At 62.0% G+C, this 16,396-nt stretch carries 17 protein-coding genes and 2 pseudogenes; 7 read left to right on the forward strand and 12 right to left on the reverse strand.

Features of this window, described 5'->3' with window-relative positions:
* Nucleotides 1-353: 353 nt before the first annotated feature.
* Both JQ567_RS26655 and JQ567_RS26660 read left to right on the forward strand, forming a co-directional pair.
* Nucleotides 354-800: a hypothetical protein gene (locus JQ567_RS26655; protein ID WP_212441570.1), complete on the forward strand. Its 447-nt coding sequence runs from the start codon at nt 354-356 to the stop codon at nt 798-800.
* Nucleotides 793-2,025 (forward strand): HlyD family secretion protein, encoded by a 1,233-nt coding sequence (locus tag JQ567_RS26660; RefSeq protein ID WP_212441571.1) that lies wholly within the window; start codon nt 793-795, stop codon nt 2,023-2,025. The genes JQ567_RS26655 and JQ567_RS26660 overlap by 8 nt, the downstream gene beginning before the upstream one ends.
* A 65-nt stretch (nt 2,026-2,090) precedes the next feature.
* Here JQ567_RS26660 and JQ567_RS26665 read toward each other — a convergent pair whose 3' ends face one another.
* From JQ567_RS26665 to gatC, 6 genes are all read right to left on the reverse strand, one after another.
* Nucleotides 2,091-2,354, reverse strand: coding sequence for a hypothetical protein (locus JQ567_RS26665; protein ID WP_212441572.1), 264 nt, complete (start codon nt 2,352-2,354; stop codon nt 2,091-2,093).
* 1,460 nt (nt 2,355-3,814) lie between these two features.
* Nucleotides 3,815-5,299 (reverse strand): Asp-tRNA(Asn)/Glu-tRNA(Gln) amidotransferase subunit GatB, encoded by a 1,485-nt coding sequence (gene gatB / locus JQ567_RS26670; RefSeq protein WP_212441573.1) that lies wholly within the window; start codon nt 5,297-5,299, stop codon nt 3,815-3,817.
* Complete coding sequence (locus tag JQ567_RS26675; RefSeq protein WP_249165738.1) at nt 5,296-5,589, reverse strand: hypothetical protein; 294 nt, start codon at nt 5,587-5,589, stop codon at nt 5,296-5,298. Before JQ567_RS26675 ends, gatB begins: the two co-directional genes overlap by 4 nt.
* 2 nt (nt 5,590-5,591) lie before the next feature.
* Nucleotides 5,592-7,067 (reverse strand): Asp-tRNA(Asn)/Glu-tRNA(Gln) amidotransferase subunit GatA, encoded by a 1,476-nt coding sequence (gene gatA, locus JQ567_RS26680; protein WP_212441575.1) that lies wholly within the window; start codon nt 7,065-7,067, stop codon nt 5,592-5,594.
* On the reverse strand, nt 7,064-7,276 hold the full coding sequence (locus JQ567_RS26685; RefSeq protein WP_212388221.1) for a hypothetical protein: 213 nt from the start codon (nt 7,274-7,276) through the stop codon (nt 7,064-7,066). The genes gatA and JQ567_RS26685 overlap by 4 nt, the downstream gene beginning before the upstream one ends.
* A 77-nt stretch (nt 7,277-7,353) precedes the next feature.
* Nucleotides 7,354-7,641, reverse strand: a complete 288-nt coding sequence (gene gatC / locus JQ567_RS26690) for an Asp-tRNA(Asn)/Glu-tRNA(Gln) amidotransferase subunit GatC (RefSeq protein WP_212441576.1) — start codon at nt 7,639-7,641, stop codon at nt 7,354-7,356.
* 397 nt (nt 7,642-8,038) lie between these two features.
* On the opposite strand from gatC, the gene JQ567_RS26695 reads away from it, so the two are divergent.
* Nucleotides 8,039-8,206, forward strand: coding sequence for a hypothetical protein (locus JQ567_RS26695; protein ID WP_192733686.1), 168 nt, complete (start codon nt 8,039-8,041; stop codon nt 8,204-8,206).
* A 105-nt stretch (nt 8,207-8,311) separates the two neighbouring features.
* Here JQ567_RS26695 and JQ567_RS26700 read toward each other — a convergent pair whose 3' ends face one another.
* Complete coding sequence (locus JQ567_RS26700) at nt 8,312-8,884, reverse strand: carboxymuconolactone decarboxylase family protein (protein ID WP_212441577.1); 573 nt, start codon at nt 8,882-8,884, stop codon at nt 8,312-8,314.
* Nucleotides 8,885-9,092: 208 nt separating this feature from the next.
* Nucleotides 9,093-10,076, reverse strand: a complete 984-nt coding sequence (locus JQ567_RS26705; protein ID WP_212441578.1) for a nitronate monooxygenase family protein — start codon at nt 10,074-10,076, stop codon at nt 9,093-9,095.
* Between the two features lie 105 nt (nt 10,077-10,181).
* Here JQ567_RS26705 and JQ567_RS26710 point away from each other — a divergent pair, with 105 nt between their 5' ends.
* Nucleotides 10,182-11,063 (forward strand): LysR family transcriptional regulator, encoded by an 882-nt coding sequence (locus tag JQ567_RS26710; protein ID WP_212441579.1) that lies wholly within the window; start codon nt 10,182-10,184, stop codon nt 11,061-11,063.
* Here JQ567_RS26710 and JQ567_RS38325 read toward each other — a convergent pair.
* Nucleotides 11,050-11,261 (reverse strand): annotated as a pseudogene (locus JQ567_RS38325) (hypothetical protein). The gene JQ567_RS26710 and the pseudogene JQ567_RS38325 sit on opposite strands and share 14 nt — an antisense overlap.
* Before the next feature lie 202 nt (nt 11,262-11,463).
* On the opposite strand from JQ567_RS38325, the gene JQ567_RS26715 reads away from it, so the two are divergent.
* The 3 genes and pseudogenes from JQ567_RS26715 to JQ567_RS26725 all read left to right on the forward strand — a co-directional run bounded on the left by JQ567_RS26715 (nt 11,464) and on the right by JQ567_RS26725 (nt 13,897).
* Nucleotides 11,464-12,399: a cyclase family protein gene (locus JQ567_RS26715; RefSeq protein WP_212441580.1), complete on the forward strand. Its 936-nt coding sequence runs from the start codon at nt 11,464-11,466 to the stop codon at nt 12,397-12,399.
* A 91-nt stretch (nt 12,400-12,490) separates the two neighbouring features.
* The gene (ruvX, locus tag JQ567_RS26720; protein ID WP_212441581.1) at nt 12,491-12,973 is read left to right on the forward strand and encodes a Holliday junction resolvase RuvX; all 483 of its coding nucleotides are present in this window, start codon (nt 12,491-12,493) and stop codon (nt 12,971-12,973) included.
* 2 nt (nt 12,974-12,975) lie between these two features.
* Nucleotides 12,976-13,897, forward strand: a pseudogene (locus tag JQ567_RS26725) (AEC family transporter).
* 2 nt (nt 13,898-13,899) lie between these two features.
* Here JQ567_RS26725 and JQ567_RS26730 read toward each other — a convergent pair.
* The 3 genes from JQ567_RS26730 to JQ567_RS26740 form a co-directional block, all read right to left on the reverse strand.
* The gene (locus JQ567_RS26730) at nt 13,900-14,673 is read right to left on the reverse strand and encodes a CPBP family intramembrane glutamic endopeptidase (protein WP_212441582.1); all 774 of its coding nucleotides are present in this window, start codon (nt 14,671-14,673) and stop codon (nt 13,900-13,902) included.
* 172 nt (nt 14,674-14,845) lie between these two features.
* Nucleotides 14,846-15,526, reverse strand: coding sequence for a CPBP family intramembrane glutamic endopeptidase (locus JQ567_RS26735; RefSeq protein ID WP_212441583.1), 681 nt, complete (start codon nt 15,524-15,526; stop codon nt 14,846-14,848).
* A 97-nt stretch (nt 15,527-15,623) separates the two neighbouring features.
* The gene (locus JQ567_RS26740; RefSeq protein WP_212441584.1) at nt 15,624-16,391 is read right to left on the reverse strand and encodes a CPBP family intramembrane glutamic endopeptidase; all 768 of its coding nucleotides are present in this window, start codon (nt 16,389-16,391) and stop codon (nt 15,624-15,626) included.
* Nucleotides 16,392-16,396: the final 5 nt, after the last annotated feature.

Here is a 16,396-nt window from a genome sequence, read left to right on the forward strand (position 1 = left end):
GCACTTTGTTTTGTGCAAACCGCACGCGAGACCGCGGGTGCAGCGCGCACCCGGTCTTCCCTGCGCCCTCTCATTTCCGAGGGTGAAATTGACGCAAAAACTCAGGCATCTCGTGCCGTGAGAATGTGGACCCATGCCTCACATTGTCTTGAAAGACGATTATTGCAAGTCGAGCGGCTAATTGCGCGTTGCGGAAGACAAGTCAGCATCGAAGCGCGCCACTCGAAACGACAACCCTGCTTGCCAAGTTCCCGCATTATGCAAAGATGGAGCGGCCTGGCCGGGCGCCTATCCATGCCTTCGTTGGTGCATTGCTTGCTATTTTGGCTTGCTCTTTCGGAATGGAGAGTTGCGTGAGCGAATCCCTTCACCCTGCCGCCCCCCATCATCTGCCAGGGTTCATCACGGCGCCGGGCGACACCGATGTCCTGATGGTCGTTGTCGGAATCATCCTGATCGGTGCCGTCGTCGGGGTCGGTAATTTCTATTTGCACCTGCACACGATGCCGGAGCGGATGGCCCACAAATCGCAGAAGCTGCAATTTGAAATCGTGGCCGTGCTGGGCCTGTTGGCGCTGTTTACGCACAACCACTTGTTCTGGGTGATCGGCCTGTTCCTCGCCATGATCGACCTGCCGGATTTCGGTACGCCGCTGCGCAGGATTGCCGGATCGGTCGAAAAGCTGGCCGGCGTTCCGCCTGAACCAGACCCGACCGAGCCGCCTCCTGAAACGGTGAGCCACGGCGCCGGCACGCACGGTGCCCCCGCCCCCAAGAGCGAGGCACAGAGTCATGCTTGAGATCCTCCTCTGCTCGCTCGTGACGATCTTGCCGGACTATCTCTATCGCCGCTACCGGCAGGGAAAGCGCTTCGGCCACGAAATCACGCTCTATTCGGTCTGGTTCGAACTGCGATTTGGCATCATCACCTGCCTGATGCTCACCGTCGCGCTGATCACGATGATCTTCTACTATCATCCGTCGACCACTTCGGCGACGTTGTACTATCGGACCGTCCCGATCATGTCCGAAGTAGCCGGCCGGGTCGCCGAGGTTCACATCGATGTCAGCGCGTCCGTCAAGCAAGGTGAGGTGATTTTCAGGCTTGACAGCTCCAAGCAGGAGGCCGCGCTGCTGACGGCCAAACGCAAGATCGCCGAAGTCGATGCCGCCATGCTGTCGGCGCAGGCCGATGTTCTCAAGGCCGAAGGGCAGATCCTGCAGGCTCAGGGCGATTATCAGCAGGCCACCGACGAGCTGAACACCAAGCGGGAGCTCCAGCAACGCAATCCCGGCATCGTCCCGCAGCGGGACATCGAAAAACTCACAGTGCTGCAGGCCGGCCGGCAGGGCGCGCTTGATGCCGCCAACGCTGCAAAACAATCCGCGGCGGTTCGCGTCACCGCCCTCCTGCCCGCCGAGAAAGCCAGCGCAGAGGCCGCGCTGGCCGAAGCGCAGGTCGATCTGGACAAGACCTTCATTCGTGCAGGGTTCAACGGGCGGGTCGAGCAGTTCGGGCTGAGGCCGGGCGATATCGTCAATCCAATGATACGGACGGCCGGCGTCCTGATTCCGGAGGGCGCGGGACGGATTGCTCTGTCGGCGGGGTTTGGGCAGATCGAGGCTCAGGTCATGAAGGTCGGAATGGTGGCCGAGGCCACCTGCATTTCCAAGCCGTGGACGATCATTCCGATGGTGGTGACCAATGTGCAGGACTACATCGCGGCGGGCCAGTTCAGGGGCGGAGAACAGCTGATCGATGCGCAGAGCACCGTGCGTCCTGGCACCATTCTCGTTTTCATGGAGCCGATCTACAAGGGCGGGCTGGAGGGCGTGACGCCCGGCAGCAGCTGTATCGCCAACGCCTATACCAGCAATCACGAACGGATCGCGTCAGGCAAGCTCAGCGCGTTCAAGAGCTTCGCGTTGCACGTCGTTGACGCCACCGGCCTCGTGCATGCGATTCTGTTGCGGATTCAGGCCCTGCTGCTGCCCATCAAGACGCTGGTGCTGAGCGGGCACTGAGGGTTTGTCCGGATGCTCCCGGTGTCGGGTTAACTGACACCAGGCACTCCAGGCGGCCCGCCGGCTTAGTGCGAGGTCATCCAGGCGCGGGCTTCGCGCTGCGCCGTCGCGATCTCGACATCCGACATCATCTCGGCGACTTCGCGGCGCATCGAGATTGCGTCAGTGCGGCCCTTCAGGGCGGCGAGATTGAACCATTTATGGGCGGCGACCAGGTTGACGACGCCGGAACGGCCGCTCGCCCAGTACAGGCCGCGCTCGAACAGCAGGTCGGGGATTGCGGTTTCCACCGGTGTCGCCGTCTCCAGATCGAAATGTCCCTGAAACATCGTAGTCTCCCCTTTTTATTGTTGCCGCCCTCCCCCGAGCGCGGCCCCTGTCCACTGTCTAACGTCCCGTTATTCCCAACACCGTTTGCCGGCTTGTTGGGATGATCATGGCCCATCAAATTTGAAGGGCAGTTTAAATATCGCGATGAACGGGGTGTAAACGCGAAGCGCCCCGGCGCCGGTGGGGAATCGCAGAAGTGCCTGTGCCGCAGCAACAAGTGAGGATTCGTGAAGACCGGTTTACCCTGCCGCTTCGCAGAACGATAACCATCGTGACGGCTCGAATCTCGCGCGCGCCGTCATCGGCGCGAACGGAGAACCTGGCAGCGCAAGAGTTCCGGTGATGGATCGGCGGGCGCATGGCGCAAACGGCGTGCGGAGGCGCATGACCGCGATCTGCGGCAGCCCGGCGCGGGCCGCGGGCGGTCGGGGCAGTCATGTAAAGGATTTGGAAAGATGGAATGCCGGGCGCCAGGGGCGCGGCGATCGGAACAGGAGGCGTTCCGGGGAACGAGGGCGTCGGCGAACACGTCAGGACCAGATTTCAGTCGGGCTTTGGGCCCGGTGAAATTGCGGAGCAAAGATTCCGCACCGAACGAAGAAAACCTGTTTCTTCTGCCGGACCGGTTTTGGGAAAGCGAACTCTCCCGAAAGTCGATCCAGCCGTTTGACCTGATGTCTCGCCGACACCCTCTTTCGTCGACCAGAGCCATCCGAGTTATGTTTGCCTAGAGAAGCAAACCGTCTGATGGCTCGTGTGACGTGCCGGCATCAAGCCGCCGGCAATTTTTTCAAGACGAAGTTACTTCTTCTTCTTGGCGACCTTGCGGGTCTTCTTCGCAGTCTTCTTCACTGCGCTCTTCGCCTTCTTTGCCTTCTTAGCTTTCTTGGCCATGTTGCCCTCCTAATGTAAGTGAGATGGCTTAGTTCGCTGCGTGCACTCGGGAATCGATGTGCACTACATCCCGAATACACCAACACATTCAAAAAAACAGCGTCCCGCTTAAGGAAGTGTTGACGCAGCAATGTGAGGGCGCGCGCGAAGCTGGTATCGGCGCCACCAAAACACGCCCGTACGACGATGCAAAAAGTGCAGCAACGACCGACATCGGCGTTTGTCAATATTGGAGGAAACGCTTGTATTGCAGATGTTTTCGCGATTCACGCATGTGATGATTAGTGCGCAAACGACGTTATCGCGACTCATCGAGACCGCCCAAAAGCCGCTTGCGCGGACTCTGAGTCGCAAATTTTGGCAATGAAAATATTTTCGTGGATTCAGCGTCCACGTCTCATCGCCGCTCGCCAGAACCGAATTTTTGGACGAATCGCTGCGACCGATTCGCAAGGCCCGTTGTCCGTCGTGACGATGATTTTTGATCCGCGAAGCGCGATCGATGCAAGCTTGTGCGCGTCGATCGCAACGTAGCGACGGCGGAAGCGTCCCGTTACGGGACGCTTCAGATGCCGAGCTTCGCCTTCAAGAGATCGTTGACGGCTTGCGGATTGGCCTTGCCGCCGGACGACTTCATCACCTGGCCGACGAACCAGCCGGCGAGTTGCGGCTTGGCTTTCGCCTGCGCGACCTTGTCCGGGTTGGCGGCGATGATGTCGTCGACGACCTTCTCGATCGCGCTTAAGTCAGTGACCTGCTTCATGCCGCGCGTCTCGACGAGCGCGCGCGGGTCGCCACCTTCCTGCCAGACGATCTCGAACAGGTCCTTTGCGATCTTTCCGGAGATCGTGCCCTCGCCGATCAGGTCGATGATCGCCGCGAGTTGCAGCGCCGACACCGGTGAGCCCGTAATATCACGGCCTTCCTTGTTGAGGCGTCCGAACAGCTCGTTGATCACCCAGTTGGCGGCAAGCTTGCCGTCGCGGGCCTTGTCGGTGAGCCCGGCCAGCACGGCTTCATAGAAGTCCGCGCTCTCGCGCTCGGCCACCAGCACGCTGGCATCATAGGGCGACAGTCCGAAACCTTCGATGAAGCGGATCTTCTTCTGGTCCGGCAATTCCGGCAGTTCGGCCTTCAGGCCGGCGACGTAGGCTTCGCTGAACTCGAGCGGCAGCAGGTCGGGATCGGGGAAGTACCGGTAGTCGTGCGCCTCTTCCTTGGAGCGCATCGAGCGCGTCTCGCCCTTGCCGGGATCGTACAGCCGGGTCTCCTGATCGATGACGCCGCCGTCCTCGATGATTTCGATCTGGCGCCGCGCCTCATACTCGATCGCCTGGCCGATGAAGTTGATCGAGTTCATGTTCTTGATTTCACAGCGGGTGCCGAGCGGCCCGCCGGGCCTGCGCACGGAGACGTTGACGTCGGCGCGCAATGAGCCCTTCTCCATGTCGCCGTCGCAGGTGCCGAGATAGCGCAGGATCGAACGCAGTTTTGTCACATAGGCCTTGGCTTGCTCGGCATCGCGGATGTCGGGTTTGGAGACGATCTCCATCAGCGCGACGCCGCAGCGGTTGAGATCGACAAAGGACTGCGACGGCGCCTGGTCGTGCAGCAACTTGCCGGCGTCCTGCTCCAAATGCAGTCGCTCGATGCCGATGGTGGCGGTCTTGCCGCCCTCGAGCTCGACGATCACCTCGCCCTCGCCGACCACGGGCGACTTGTACTGGCTGATCTGATAGCCCTGCGGCGAATCCGGATAGAAATAGTTCTTGCGGTCGAACACAGAGCGCAGATTGATCTGGGCGTTTAGCCCAAGCCCGGTCCGAACCGCCTGACGAACGCATTCCTCGTTGATGACAGGCAGCATGCCCGGCATCGCGGCATCGACCAGCGAGACATGGGTGTTCGGCTCGCCGCCGAACTCGGTCGAGGCGCCCGAGAACAGTTTTGACTGCGAGGTGACCTGGGCATGGACCTCCAGCCCGATCACCATTTCCCAATCGCCGGTGGCGCCCTTGATCAGTTTGGCCGGTTTGACTGACGCGTTCATGCTTTTCCACTCCCGAGCAGCGCGGACACGATCCGCTCCCATTCGGCTTCCAGAGAATCCTTGGCCACCGGCTGGCCCGCCTGCCGGTACCAATAGCCGGCATTGCCGAGATCACCTTCGACACGATGCAGATAGGCATGCACCCAGGCGGCGTCGCGCGTGTTTTCGTCCTGGACGATCTTGTGGGCCTCGTCCCATTGGCCCTTGGCTGCCCACCACAATGCCGCCAGCGGCGGTTCCAGGCTAGGTGTCGGGGACGTCCCCGACAGGCTGGCGCGGAAGTCGCCCATCGCTACCACCACCGCTCGGGCGTGAAGCGTCCGGCCGCCTGCTCGACCACTTCGCCGAGCGAGAACAGCGTCTCTTCGTCGAAAGGCCGGCCGATCAGTTGCAGGCCGAGCGGCAGCCCCTGCGCATCCTTGCCGGCGGGAACGGCGATGCCCGGCAGTCCCGCCATGTTCACGGTCACCGTGAAGATGTCGTTGAGATACATCTCGACCGGGTCGGCGCCGCCCTTCTCGCCGACGCCGAATGCCGCTGACGGCGTCGCCGGCGTCAGGATCGCGTTGACGCCCTTGGCAAAACAATCCTCAAAGTCCCTCTTGATCAGGGTGCGGACTTTTTGCGCGCGCAAATAATAGGCGTCGTAATAGCCGGCGGAGAGCACATAGGTGCCTATCATGACGCGGCGGCGCACTTCGTCGCCAAAACCTTCGGCGCGGGTGTTCTCGTACATTTCGCCGATGGAGCCGCCGGGCACGCGCAGGCCATAGCGCACGCCGTCGTAGCGCGCCAGGTTAGACGACGCCTCGGCAGGCGCCACGATGTAATAGGCCGGCAGCGCGTATTTGGTGTGCGGCAGCGATATCTCGACGAGCTCCGCGCCAGCCGCCTTCAACCAGGCCGCGCCTTCGGTCCAGAGCTTTTCGACTTCGGCCGGCATGCCGTCGAGGCGGTATTCCTTGGGAATACCGATTTTCATGCCTTTGACGGACTTGCCGATCGCGGCCTCGTAGTCCGGCACCGCGCGATCGACGGAGGTCGTGTCCTTGGGATCGTGACCGGCCATCGAGCGCATCAAGATCGCGCTGTCGCGCACGGTGCGCGCAATGGGCCCTGCCTGATCGAGCGAGGAGGCAAACGCGACGATGCCCCAGCGCGAACAACGGCCATAGGTCGGCTTGACACCGACGGTGGCAGTGAACGCCGCCGGCTGGCGGATCGAACCGCCGGTGTCGGTCGCGGTCGCGCCCATGCAAAGCAGCGCCGCCACCGCGGAAGCCGAGCCGCCCGACGAGCCGCCCGGCACCAGCGAGGTATTGGAGCCTTCGCGCCGCCACGGATTGACCACCGGGCCGAAGCACGAGGTCTCGTTCGAGGAGCCCATCGCGAACTCGTCGTTGTTGAGCTTGCCCAGCATCACGGCGCCGTCGCGCCAGAGCTGCGAAGTGACTGTCGACTCATAGGGCGGCACGAAATTGCCGAGGATTTTCGAGCACGCGGTGGTGCGCACGTCCTTGGTCGCGAACAGATCTTTGATGCCGAGCGGAATGCCGGCCAACGGACCGCCCTCGCCTTTGGCGATCTTGGCGTCGATCGCGCGCGCCATGGCGCGGGCCTTGTCCGGCGTTTCCAGCACGAAGGCATTGAGCGCGCGCGCCGCCTCGATCGCGGCAAGGTGCGCGTCGGTCAGTTCAAGCGAGGTGAAAGACTTGTTAGCGAGGCCATTCCTGGCCTCGGCGATCGTCATCGAAATCAAATCGGTCATTTATTGATCGGGCTGCAGAAGAACGGAGACAGGGTCTTGTCGCTCGCGGGGTCGTCTTGCTTGGGCCGCGTCAGCTCGGACGCCTCGAGCGCGTCGAGCACGGCGTCCATCGCCTTATCGGGATCGGCGACCTTGCCCTGCCGCTCCATCGCGTCGAGATAGTTCATGTAGGCCGCATAAGCCTTTTCATCGTCGCAGAGCATGCACATCGCGGGTCTCTAAGACTCTTTTGTTTGACGCGTTTTCTTCACGCGAACCGGTATCCACTTCGCTCGAAAACACGATGTTACTCGACGACCTTCGGCACCAGAAAGAAATGGTTCATGGTGTCAGGGGCGTTTTTGACCACGTCATCCGCGATCTCGCCGTCGTTGATCACATCAGGACGTTTCTTCATTTCCATCGGGGTCACCGAGGTCATTGGCTCGACGCCGTCGACGTTCACCTCCGAAAGCTGCTCTACGAACGCCAGCATGGCGTTCAGTTCGCCCTGCAGATGGGGAACTTCGGCCTCGGCGACCGCAATTCGCGCAAGATGCGCGATGCGGCGAACGGTAGCGGCATCAACGGACATTAATATAAGGCCTCAATCGGGGATCGCACCCGCCGTATAGCAGAGCCCGCTTTTGCGCCGCAACCACGGGGAACCGCCCCGCCGGCATTTTGGGGCCCAAATACCGCCAAACGGGGCTCAAAGGCCGCATCAAAGTGCCGCCATTGCGGCCCGCGCCGGGAGTCCGGGGTTTCGACAGGGAAAAGCCGCCGACGAAACCATTTAGCGGCCTGACGCAGTCGTTTTGAAACAGTCGCCGCGTGTACTCGGCCATCACCCTGGAGGCCGCGCCATGTGGACAACGGAACACGACAGTGTAACGGAAAGTTGGGATCCTGCTCTGTGGTCGATCGGTGGCGTGCTTGGCGTCGCGATCCTATATCTGGCGTGTCTGGCCTGACGAACGTGAGGCAACGCCATGTCCAAAGCGAAAGAACTTCAGGAAAAAGCCGAGATGTTCGAGCGGCGCGCAGAAAGCGCCACCGATCCCATCTCGCAACGTCACTACAAAGAGATGGCCGCGCATTATCGATCGCTCGCCGTCGAGCACCTGGACGTCGTCAAGCGCGACGAGCCGGCGCATTAGGCACAATAGGCACAATGACCCCGGTAGCCGCCGGACGCTAAGCCAGCGAACTCAGCCTAGCCAACGCCGCGCCCGCAAAACGAACGCCTGATCTGGCTCTCTCGCCTACAAGGGCAGCGTCGGCAGCGCGACCACGTCATCGGTTTCTTCCGGCGGCGTATGTGCGACGTTGAGCACCAACGATACGGTGAGGAAATAGCCGATCAGTCCGGTCAGGTCTACGACCCCGCGCTCGCCCAGCCGTCCCACGGCAATCGCATACGTCGTATCACAGACGCCGCTGTGCGCGAGCAGTTCGTGCGTGAAATCGTAAACCAGCGCTTCGTCCGCATGCATGTCGGTGGGCCTGCGCCCGCAGCGTACGGCCTCGATGGTTTCCGCACTGGTGCCGGCCTTCCGCGCTAGCGGCACGTGCACGAACCACTCGAACTGCTGGGTGCACGCCCGCGCCACTACCAGCATGGCGAATTCCGAAAGCCGGGGCGGAAGGCTGCTGTCGAAGCGAATGTACTCACCTACCCGCTGCAGGCGATCCATCAGAAGCGGGCTTCGCAGCAAGGCGATAAAAGGACCCTTGACCGCCTTCCGCGGTCCCGCGATCAGTGCCTGCGCGGCGGCTCGCTGGGCTTCATCCATCTGCTCCAGTGAAAGGGGCGGCATGCGGTCGGGGTGCAGCATTTTTATCTCGTTTTGAAGGTTGGATGATGTAGCACGAACGCGCGTCGCAAAACCAAGCGTGAGGTTGCTCAGCCCCAGCGCCCGCGCCCGCGCAGCGAGGAGGCTGGATACGGCAATTCACCGTTGAACAGGCTCATGGTCAAGGGTCCAATAATCTGTCCAAGGGTGAACGGTTGCCACACGGTTCTGCTCGCTGAACGTCCATCGATCAGGCACCTAAGGCGGTGGAAGAGTTGCGCCGACCGGCCAATATCTGCTCGGCCTCGGTGACGATCCTGTCAACGATCTCGGCCGCCGGCGGAACATCATGGATCAGTCCGACCGCCTCACCGGCGATGACGGCGGCGATATCGAAGTTTCCGGCGGCTCTCGCGGCGGCATATTCGGCCGCGACCGCGCTGACATTCTGCATCAGTTCGACCTCGCGCCCGATCCAGCGGCGCGCGTGATCATTGATCAGGCAGCGGCCGTTGAACGGCGCCGGCCAGACATTGTTCCGGGAGATATCGAAGATGATGCTCCTGATGCTGCTGCCGCTGGTCGCGTCACAGATACGCTTCTTGGCTTCATCTGCGCCGTCGCATTCCTGGCTGGCATAGAAGCGCGTGCCGAGCAGCACGCCGGACGCCCCCAGCATCATCATCGCCGCCAGCCCGCGGCCGTCACCGATGCCGCCCGCCGCCGCAACCGGCACCCGGCCCGCCACGAGATCGACAATCGCCGGCACGATGTCGATGGTGGTGCGGGAGGCACCGTGTCCGCCGGCCTCGCTGCCTTGCGCAATCAGCAGGTCGGCACCGGCGTCAAGCGCCTGCCGCGCCATGCCCTCGTCCTGCACCTGGCAGATCAGCAGGGCGCCGCTGGATTTGATCTTGGTCGCAAAGGGTTTTGGATCGCCGAACGAGAGCATGATCGCGCGCGGTCGCGGCGCGAGCGCGATGTCGAGCAGCTCAGGCTGCTTTGCCAAGCTCCAGGTGATGAAACCGACGCCGTAAGGAGCGGATATCCGTTTGAGCTTGGCCGTCTCCTGCTCCAGCCAGACCTTGTCGCCATAACCGCCGCCCAGAATGCCAAAGGCGCCGGCGGCGCTGACCGCCTCCGTCAGCCGTGCGCCTGCAATCACATCCATCGGCGCCGACAGGATCGGATGCTGAATACCTAGAAGCGCGGTCAATGACGTTTCGATCGACATAATATTCGCTCCTGATCTGGACAGTCACTGTAGACCTAGATAGCATTCTCGATAAATGATTTATTGAGAATTCTGCCATCTCTAAAATGAAACGGGGGCCGGTCCATGGAATTGAGCGATCTCGTGACGTTTTCGACGGTGGCGCGCCTCGGCGGCATCACCCGCGCCGCGGACGAACTCAACACCGTGCAATCCAACGTCACCCAGCGCGTCAAAGCGCTGGAGACCGAGATCGGCACCGCACTGTTCGAGCGGCATAGCCGCGGCATGACATTGACCGGCGCCGGCCGCCGCCTGCTTCCCTATGCGCAACGAATGGCCGCCTTGTCACGCGAAGCCGTGCTAGCCGCGCGCGACGATGGCGAGCCAAAGGGGCCGTTGTCGATCGGCTCGATGGAGACCACCGCGGCGGTACGGCTGCCTTCCCTGCTCGCCGAATTCCACCGCCGCTTTCCGGCGGTGCGCTTGAGCCTGCGCACCTCGCCGACCGCAGACCTGGTCGCGGCCGTGCTTGACGGATCGCTCGACGGCGCCTTTGTTGCCGGTCCGATCGATCACGCCGACCTCAGTTCGACAATCGCTTTCAGGGAAGAACTCGTGCTGGTGACGTCGAGGCGCTGGGCAAATCTGGCGGCCTTGCGTGCGGGCACGCCAGAATCGGGGCCGACCGCCCTGGTATTCCGCACCGGCTGCAGCTATCGGCAGCGGCTCGAACAGGTGTTTTCCGAGTTCGGCTGGCCGTCTTCGGCGCGGTTCGAGCTCGGCACGCTCGACGGCATGATCGGCTGCGTCGCCGCCGACATGGGCGTCACGCTGCTGCCCCGTGCCGTTGTCGGAAAAAACGAGACCGTCAACATCCACAAGCTGAAGGCCGTTCAGTCTGATGTCGACACCCTCTTCATCCAGCGCCGAAGCGCACATCAATATAGCGCGCTGCAAGGCTTTGCCGCCTGCCTGAACAATAGCGGCGAGGTCATCGCCGCCTGACGTTCCAGCGATGGAGTGCGACGACGGCCCAGATCGCCCCAGCCCGAACGGCCAGGCTCCCTGCAAAAATCCGTAGGCCGAACCGAGCGCACACGCAGCGGCGAAGCCGAAGATATACCAGTGGCTGCGCTCTTCCAGCGCGTAACAGACGAGCATCGCGGTCACGGCGAACAGCCCAAACAATTGCAGTGCATCCATGGCGTAGCCTCATCATGCGGACGTTCCGCTGAATGAAATTTCGTCGCCATATTTCTGCAACAAATCGATTTGCACCGCACACGTGCGGCTTTCCATCGCAGCGCGACCGCCGCTTCAAATATTTTTGGACGCCGCACCCTACTACGTTAGTATGAGGCGCTGACTACCAAAAACCATAACGTCAACTCTGGGAGGATCTGCGATGCGCCACGCATTCGTGCTGTGCTGTTCGGCTGCCTTGTTGGGAACGGTTGGAACGGCAAGCGCTCAAGACTGGACGAAATCGAAATGGGGACCGAACGACGAGATCGGCGCCGCCAATTACATGACCCCGGAGCTCGTTGTGAAGGCGGCCGGCCTCGTCAAGACCGGCAAGACCTACGCGCTTGGCATTCCCGTCGACTCCACAACGCCGGCCTACCCGCCGCGCGCCTTCAAGATCACCGTCGTTCAACCCGGTCAGGCCGGCATCCCGGGCCTCGGCCCCACCAAGACCACCTATAATGACGACATCATCGAAGGCTGGGTCGGCGTCGGCAGCCAACTCGACGGTCTCGGCCATATCGGCGTCGAGCACGTCTATTACAATGGCAACAAGCTCGCCGATTTCGCCGATCCCACTGGACTGAAGAAACTTGGCGTCGAAAAAATCCCGCCGATGGTGGCCCGTGGCGTGCTTCTCGACATGGCCGCTCACTACGGTACGGATGTGGTGAAGGAAGGCACCGCCTTCAACGTCAAGGAGATCGAGGAAGTCGCCAAGAAACAAGGCGTCGAAATCCGTCAGGGCGACGTCGTGATCTTCCACACCGGCTGGCTCAGCCTGATCGGCAAGGACGACAAGCGCTTTGGCGCCGGCGAACCCGGCCTTGGCGTCGAAGGTGCCAAGTACCTCACCGGCAAAGGCGTGGTCGCGGTCGGCGCCGATACCTGGGGGCTCGAAGCGGTCCCGTTCGAGACCAAGAACATCTTCGAGGTGCACCAGATCCTGCTGCCGATGAACGGCACCTACATTCTCGAAAACATGAACACCGCCGACCTCGCCAAGGACAAGGCCTACGAGTTCCTGTTCGTGCTGGGCCAGCCGCGCTTCAAGGGCGGCGTGCAGAGCATGATCAACCCCGTGGCGATCCGCTAACACGATCTCGACGGATGGCGTGGCGTTCCCGCATGGACGCCACGCCGCATCCGGCTTTGCATGTCAGACTAGCTGCGTGTTATGCGGGTCTATGCCCGCCCTCATCCTCCCTCTGATCGAAGCGGTCACGCACTGGCCCGAGCGCGGTGCGCTGATCGGCCTCGATCTCGGCACCAAGACCATCGGCGTCGCAGTTTCCAACGCCGATCGCAGGCTGGCGACCGGCGTTGAAACCATTCAGCGCAAGGCCTTCAAGGCCGACGCGGCGCGGCTGCTTTCCATTGCCGGCGAGCGCAACGCGATCGGCTTCGTGCTCGGTCTGCCCATCAACATGGACGGCAGCGAAGGTCCGCGCGCGCAATCGACCCGCGCCTTTGCGCGCAATTTTTCCAAACTCACAGATCTGGCGATCGGCCTGTGGGATGAACGGCTCTCAACAGCAGCCGTCGAGCGCGAACTGATCGGGATGGACGTCAGCCGGGCCCGCCGCGCCGAAGTGATCGACGAGCATGCCGCGATCTTCATCCTGCAGGGCGCGCTGGACCGGCTCGCGACACTGCGCGGCGAGCGCTGAAGATGGCGGTGGTGGTCGCGGCACTGCTGCCGGTGTTCTTGCTGATCGTGCTCGGCTTCATCCTGAAGCGGACCTTGATGCGGCTGGAGACGCAGTGGCACGGGCTGGAGCGGTTGACCTATTACGTGCTGTTTCCGGTGCTCTTGATCCAGACACTGGTGAAGGCCGACCTCAGCAAGGTCCCGGTCGCAGGTGTCGGCGGCGCGCTGATGCTGTCGGCGCTGCTGATGTCGCTGCTGTGCCTGGCGCTGCGGCCCCTGCTCGCCCGCGGCGCGGTCGACGGACCCGCCTTCACCTCGGTGTTCCAGGGCGCCATCCGCTGGCAGACCTATGTGGCGCTCGCCGTCTCGGGCAGCCTGTTCGGCGATGCCGGACTGGCGCTGGCCTCGGTCGCGATGGTCGCCATCATCCCCTTTCAACGTGTTCAGCGTCAGCGTGCTCGCGCAGTACGCCTCGACCGAAAAACAATCGGTCGGATCCATCGCCATGACGGTCGTGTGCAATCCCCTGATCTGGGCCTGCGCGATGGGGCTCCTGATCAACGTCACCCACCTCCCGCTGCCAAAGCTCTGGCATGACGTCGCCGACGCGCTGGGCCGCTCGTCGCTGGCGATCGGCCTGCTGGTGACCGGCGCCGGCCTGCATCTCAACGGCATGTTCCGCCCGAGCCTTGCGGCGTCGGTCGCGGTGTTCCTCAAGCTGGTGCTGATGCCGGTGATCGCCGTCGCGCTGGCGCTGTGGTTCGGCCTGTCAGGTTCGAACCTGGCGATCGTCACGGCGTGCGCGGCGGTGCCGGCCTCCTCCAGCGCCTATGTGCTGGCCCGGCAGATGGGCGGCGATGCGCCTTTGCTGGCGCAGATCATCACGCTGCAGACCATTTTGGCGGCGATCACGATGCCGATCGCCATCGCATTGGTCGGGTGAGATCAGAAGTACGCAAGTTTCAGGGCGACGTAAGCGAGGACTGCGAGGTTGAAAAAGCCGTGGGTGATCACGGTAAGCCAGGTCGAGCCGCTGCGGCGCCGCAGATGCCCGAAGATCAGACCGACGAGGAAGATCTGGCAAATATAGTACCAGCTATACTGCTGGTGCATCAGCGCCCACAGCGCCGACGACAGCACGATCGTGCCGATCGGACCGAGAAAAGACTGCGACCAGCCGCGATACAGCAGGCCGCGCACCACGAGTTCCTCCGTGACCGGCGCCGCGACGCAGAATCCGATCAACAACAGCCACAACAGCCCAGCGTCTTGCGCGGAGCGGTAGCTGTCGATCACGAATGCAGGCGTCGGGTGTCCCGCGAGAAACGAAAGCAGAAGCCATGCGAGCAGGAATGCCAAAGTTATTGCGAGACCGTGAAGGAGTTCGTCGCGGCTCGGCCAGCGAAGCGCAAGATAGTCCGCAAAGCCTTGCCTTGCGATCCGGATCGCGGCCCAGAGCACGGCAACGACCAAGGCACATGCGGCAATCGTCCCCGCGGCGATGTTGCCGCCTTGAGACGCCAACTCGACGATTTGCGCCTCGGTCATGTCCGGATCGCCGTGCCAGACGAACGCCACGACCATCATCGCCAAATGGCCGAGATTGAACGCGATATAGGCAAGCAACGCGACGACCGCCGAACCCAGGAAATACCAGGTACGGGGCTGACGCGGCGAAACAGGCAAAGCGGGCGGCGCGGAAATCTCGAGCGTTGACATAGGAACCTCCGCGCCTTGGTCGCACCGGCGCGGCGTCAGGTTCGAGGTCGCTATTGCCCGGCCAGCCAGAACGTCTGAATCGTCGTCGCGGTGTTGTTGAGCGCGTGGATCACGATGGTGAGTCAGATGAAGACCGCCTGCCGACCGTCATCGCGTTGGCAACACCCGGACTTTAACGTTGCAGTCCCTCCGCGAAAGAGACGATGGTGTTCAGGGCTGAATGAAGCATTACCGTTAGCCAGGTCGAGTTGCTGCGCCAGCGAATATAGCCGAGTGCGAGGCCCGTCACGAAAATCCAAAACTGGCCGAACCAATGGTATTGGGTGTGTGCTAACGCCCACAAGATTGACGACAGAAGAATGGCTCCGGTCGGACCGAGGATGGATTGCGACCATCCACGAAACATGAAACCACGGACAACAAGCTCTTCCATGACCGGCACTACGATGCAGCTGCCGATCAAGAAGGTCAACAATCCCCAGCCTGCTCGCAAGTAAGGATTTGGCGAAATTTCCGTTGGGCCGACGACAGAAATTGCTACGACCTCAATCACCATGACCGCGGTCATTATGAGCACAGCGCGTAGTGCTTCGTCTGAGCTCGGCCAGTTCAACGCGAGATATTCGCCGAAGTCCCTGTTAGCCAAGCGAATTGCAATCCAAAGCACGGCAGTTGGAAGCAGACCTGCTAGGATGAGTGCCGCCCCATAAGCTTGATACTGAACAGCCGACGTTGTGCCCACCGCATTGTAAGAGCCCAACACGAACCATGCTGTCAGACCGTAAACGGCGTAAGCTATAAGGCCGACTAGCGCCGTTTCCTTGAAATCCCAAGTCCGAAGCGGCGGTGACATGGCAGATCAGGCGCTTTCGAGGCGGGACATGTAGAGACTTTCTACGGCAATTGAGCAGCGAAATGTCAGCTTATGGCCTACCTAACACACGAAACAATTATCCCGCCAGCCAGAAGGTTTGAATTGTCGCCGCCGTGTTGTTGAGACCGTGCAGCACGATCGTCAGCCAGGTCGAACCGGTGCGATAGCGGAAATAGCCGAGCAGCAGGCCGATGGTGAACACTTCACCGAAGAAGAACCAGCTGTACTGCAGGTGCATCGAAGTCCAAACCAGCGACGACAGGAAGATGGCGCCGGGCACCCCCAGGGGCGATTCCGACCAGCCGCGGTAGAGAAAACCGCGCGCCATAACTTCCTCCGAGATCGGTGCTGCGACGCAGAATGCGATCACGAGCAGCCATAGCGCGCCGTCGGCCTGGGCCGATTTCAGCACATCGCCCATAAAGCCCGGCGTCACCTCGCGCCCGAGCGCCCGCGACAGCAAATCCCAGCCGCCGACCAGCACGGCCAGTGCGACGGCGCCGATCAGGAAATTCTGCCACGTGGTCCAGCGCAGCGCGAGATAGTCAACAAATGGCGTGCGCGAGGCGCGCGTCGCGACCCAGGCTGCGAGCAGCACCGCAGGCATTCCCATGATCACGGACAGCGAGATCGTCAGCCCGGCGCCGACGACATGGATCGCTGCCGCGAGATCCCACGAACCTTGCCGCAACACGAAGTAAGCGATGACCACGGCCTGGCCGACGAACATGCCGGCAAAGATGAACAGCCCCCACAGCGCCGTCCCCCAGAACTTCCAGATCCGGGGCGGACGCAGGGCGGGCGCAACGGGAGGGGGCGGTTGCGGGAGGCTGAGGGAATCCATCAACT

Source organism: Bradyrhizobium sp. AUGA SZCCT0431 (assembly GCF_018131065.1).
Classification (GTDB): Bacteria; Pseudomonadota; Alphaproteobacteria; order Rhizobiales; family Xanthobacteraceae; genus Bradyrhizobium.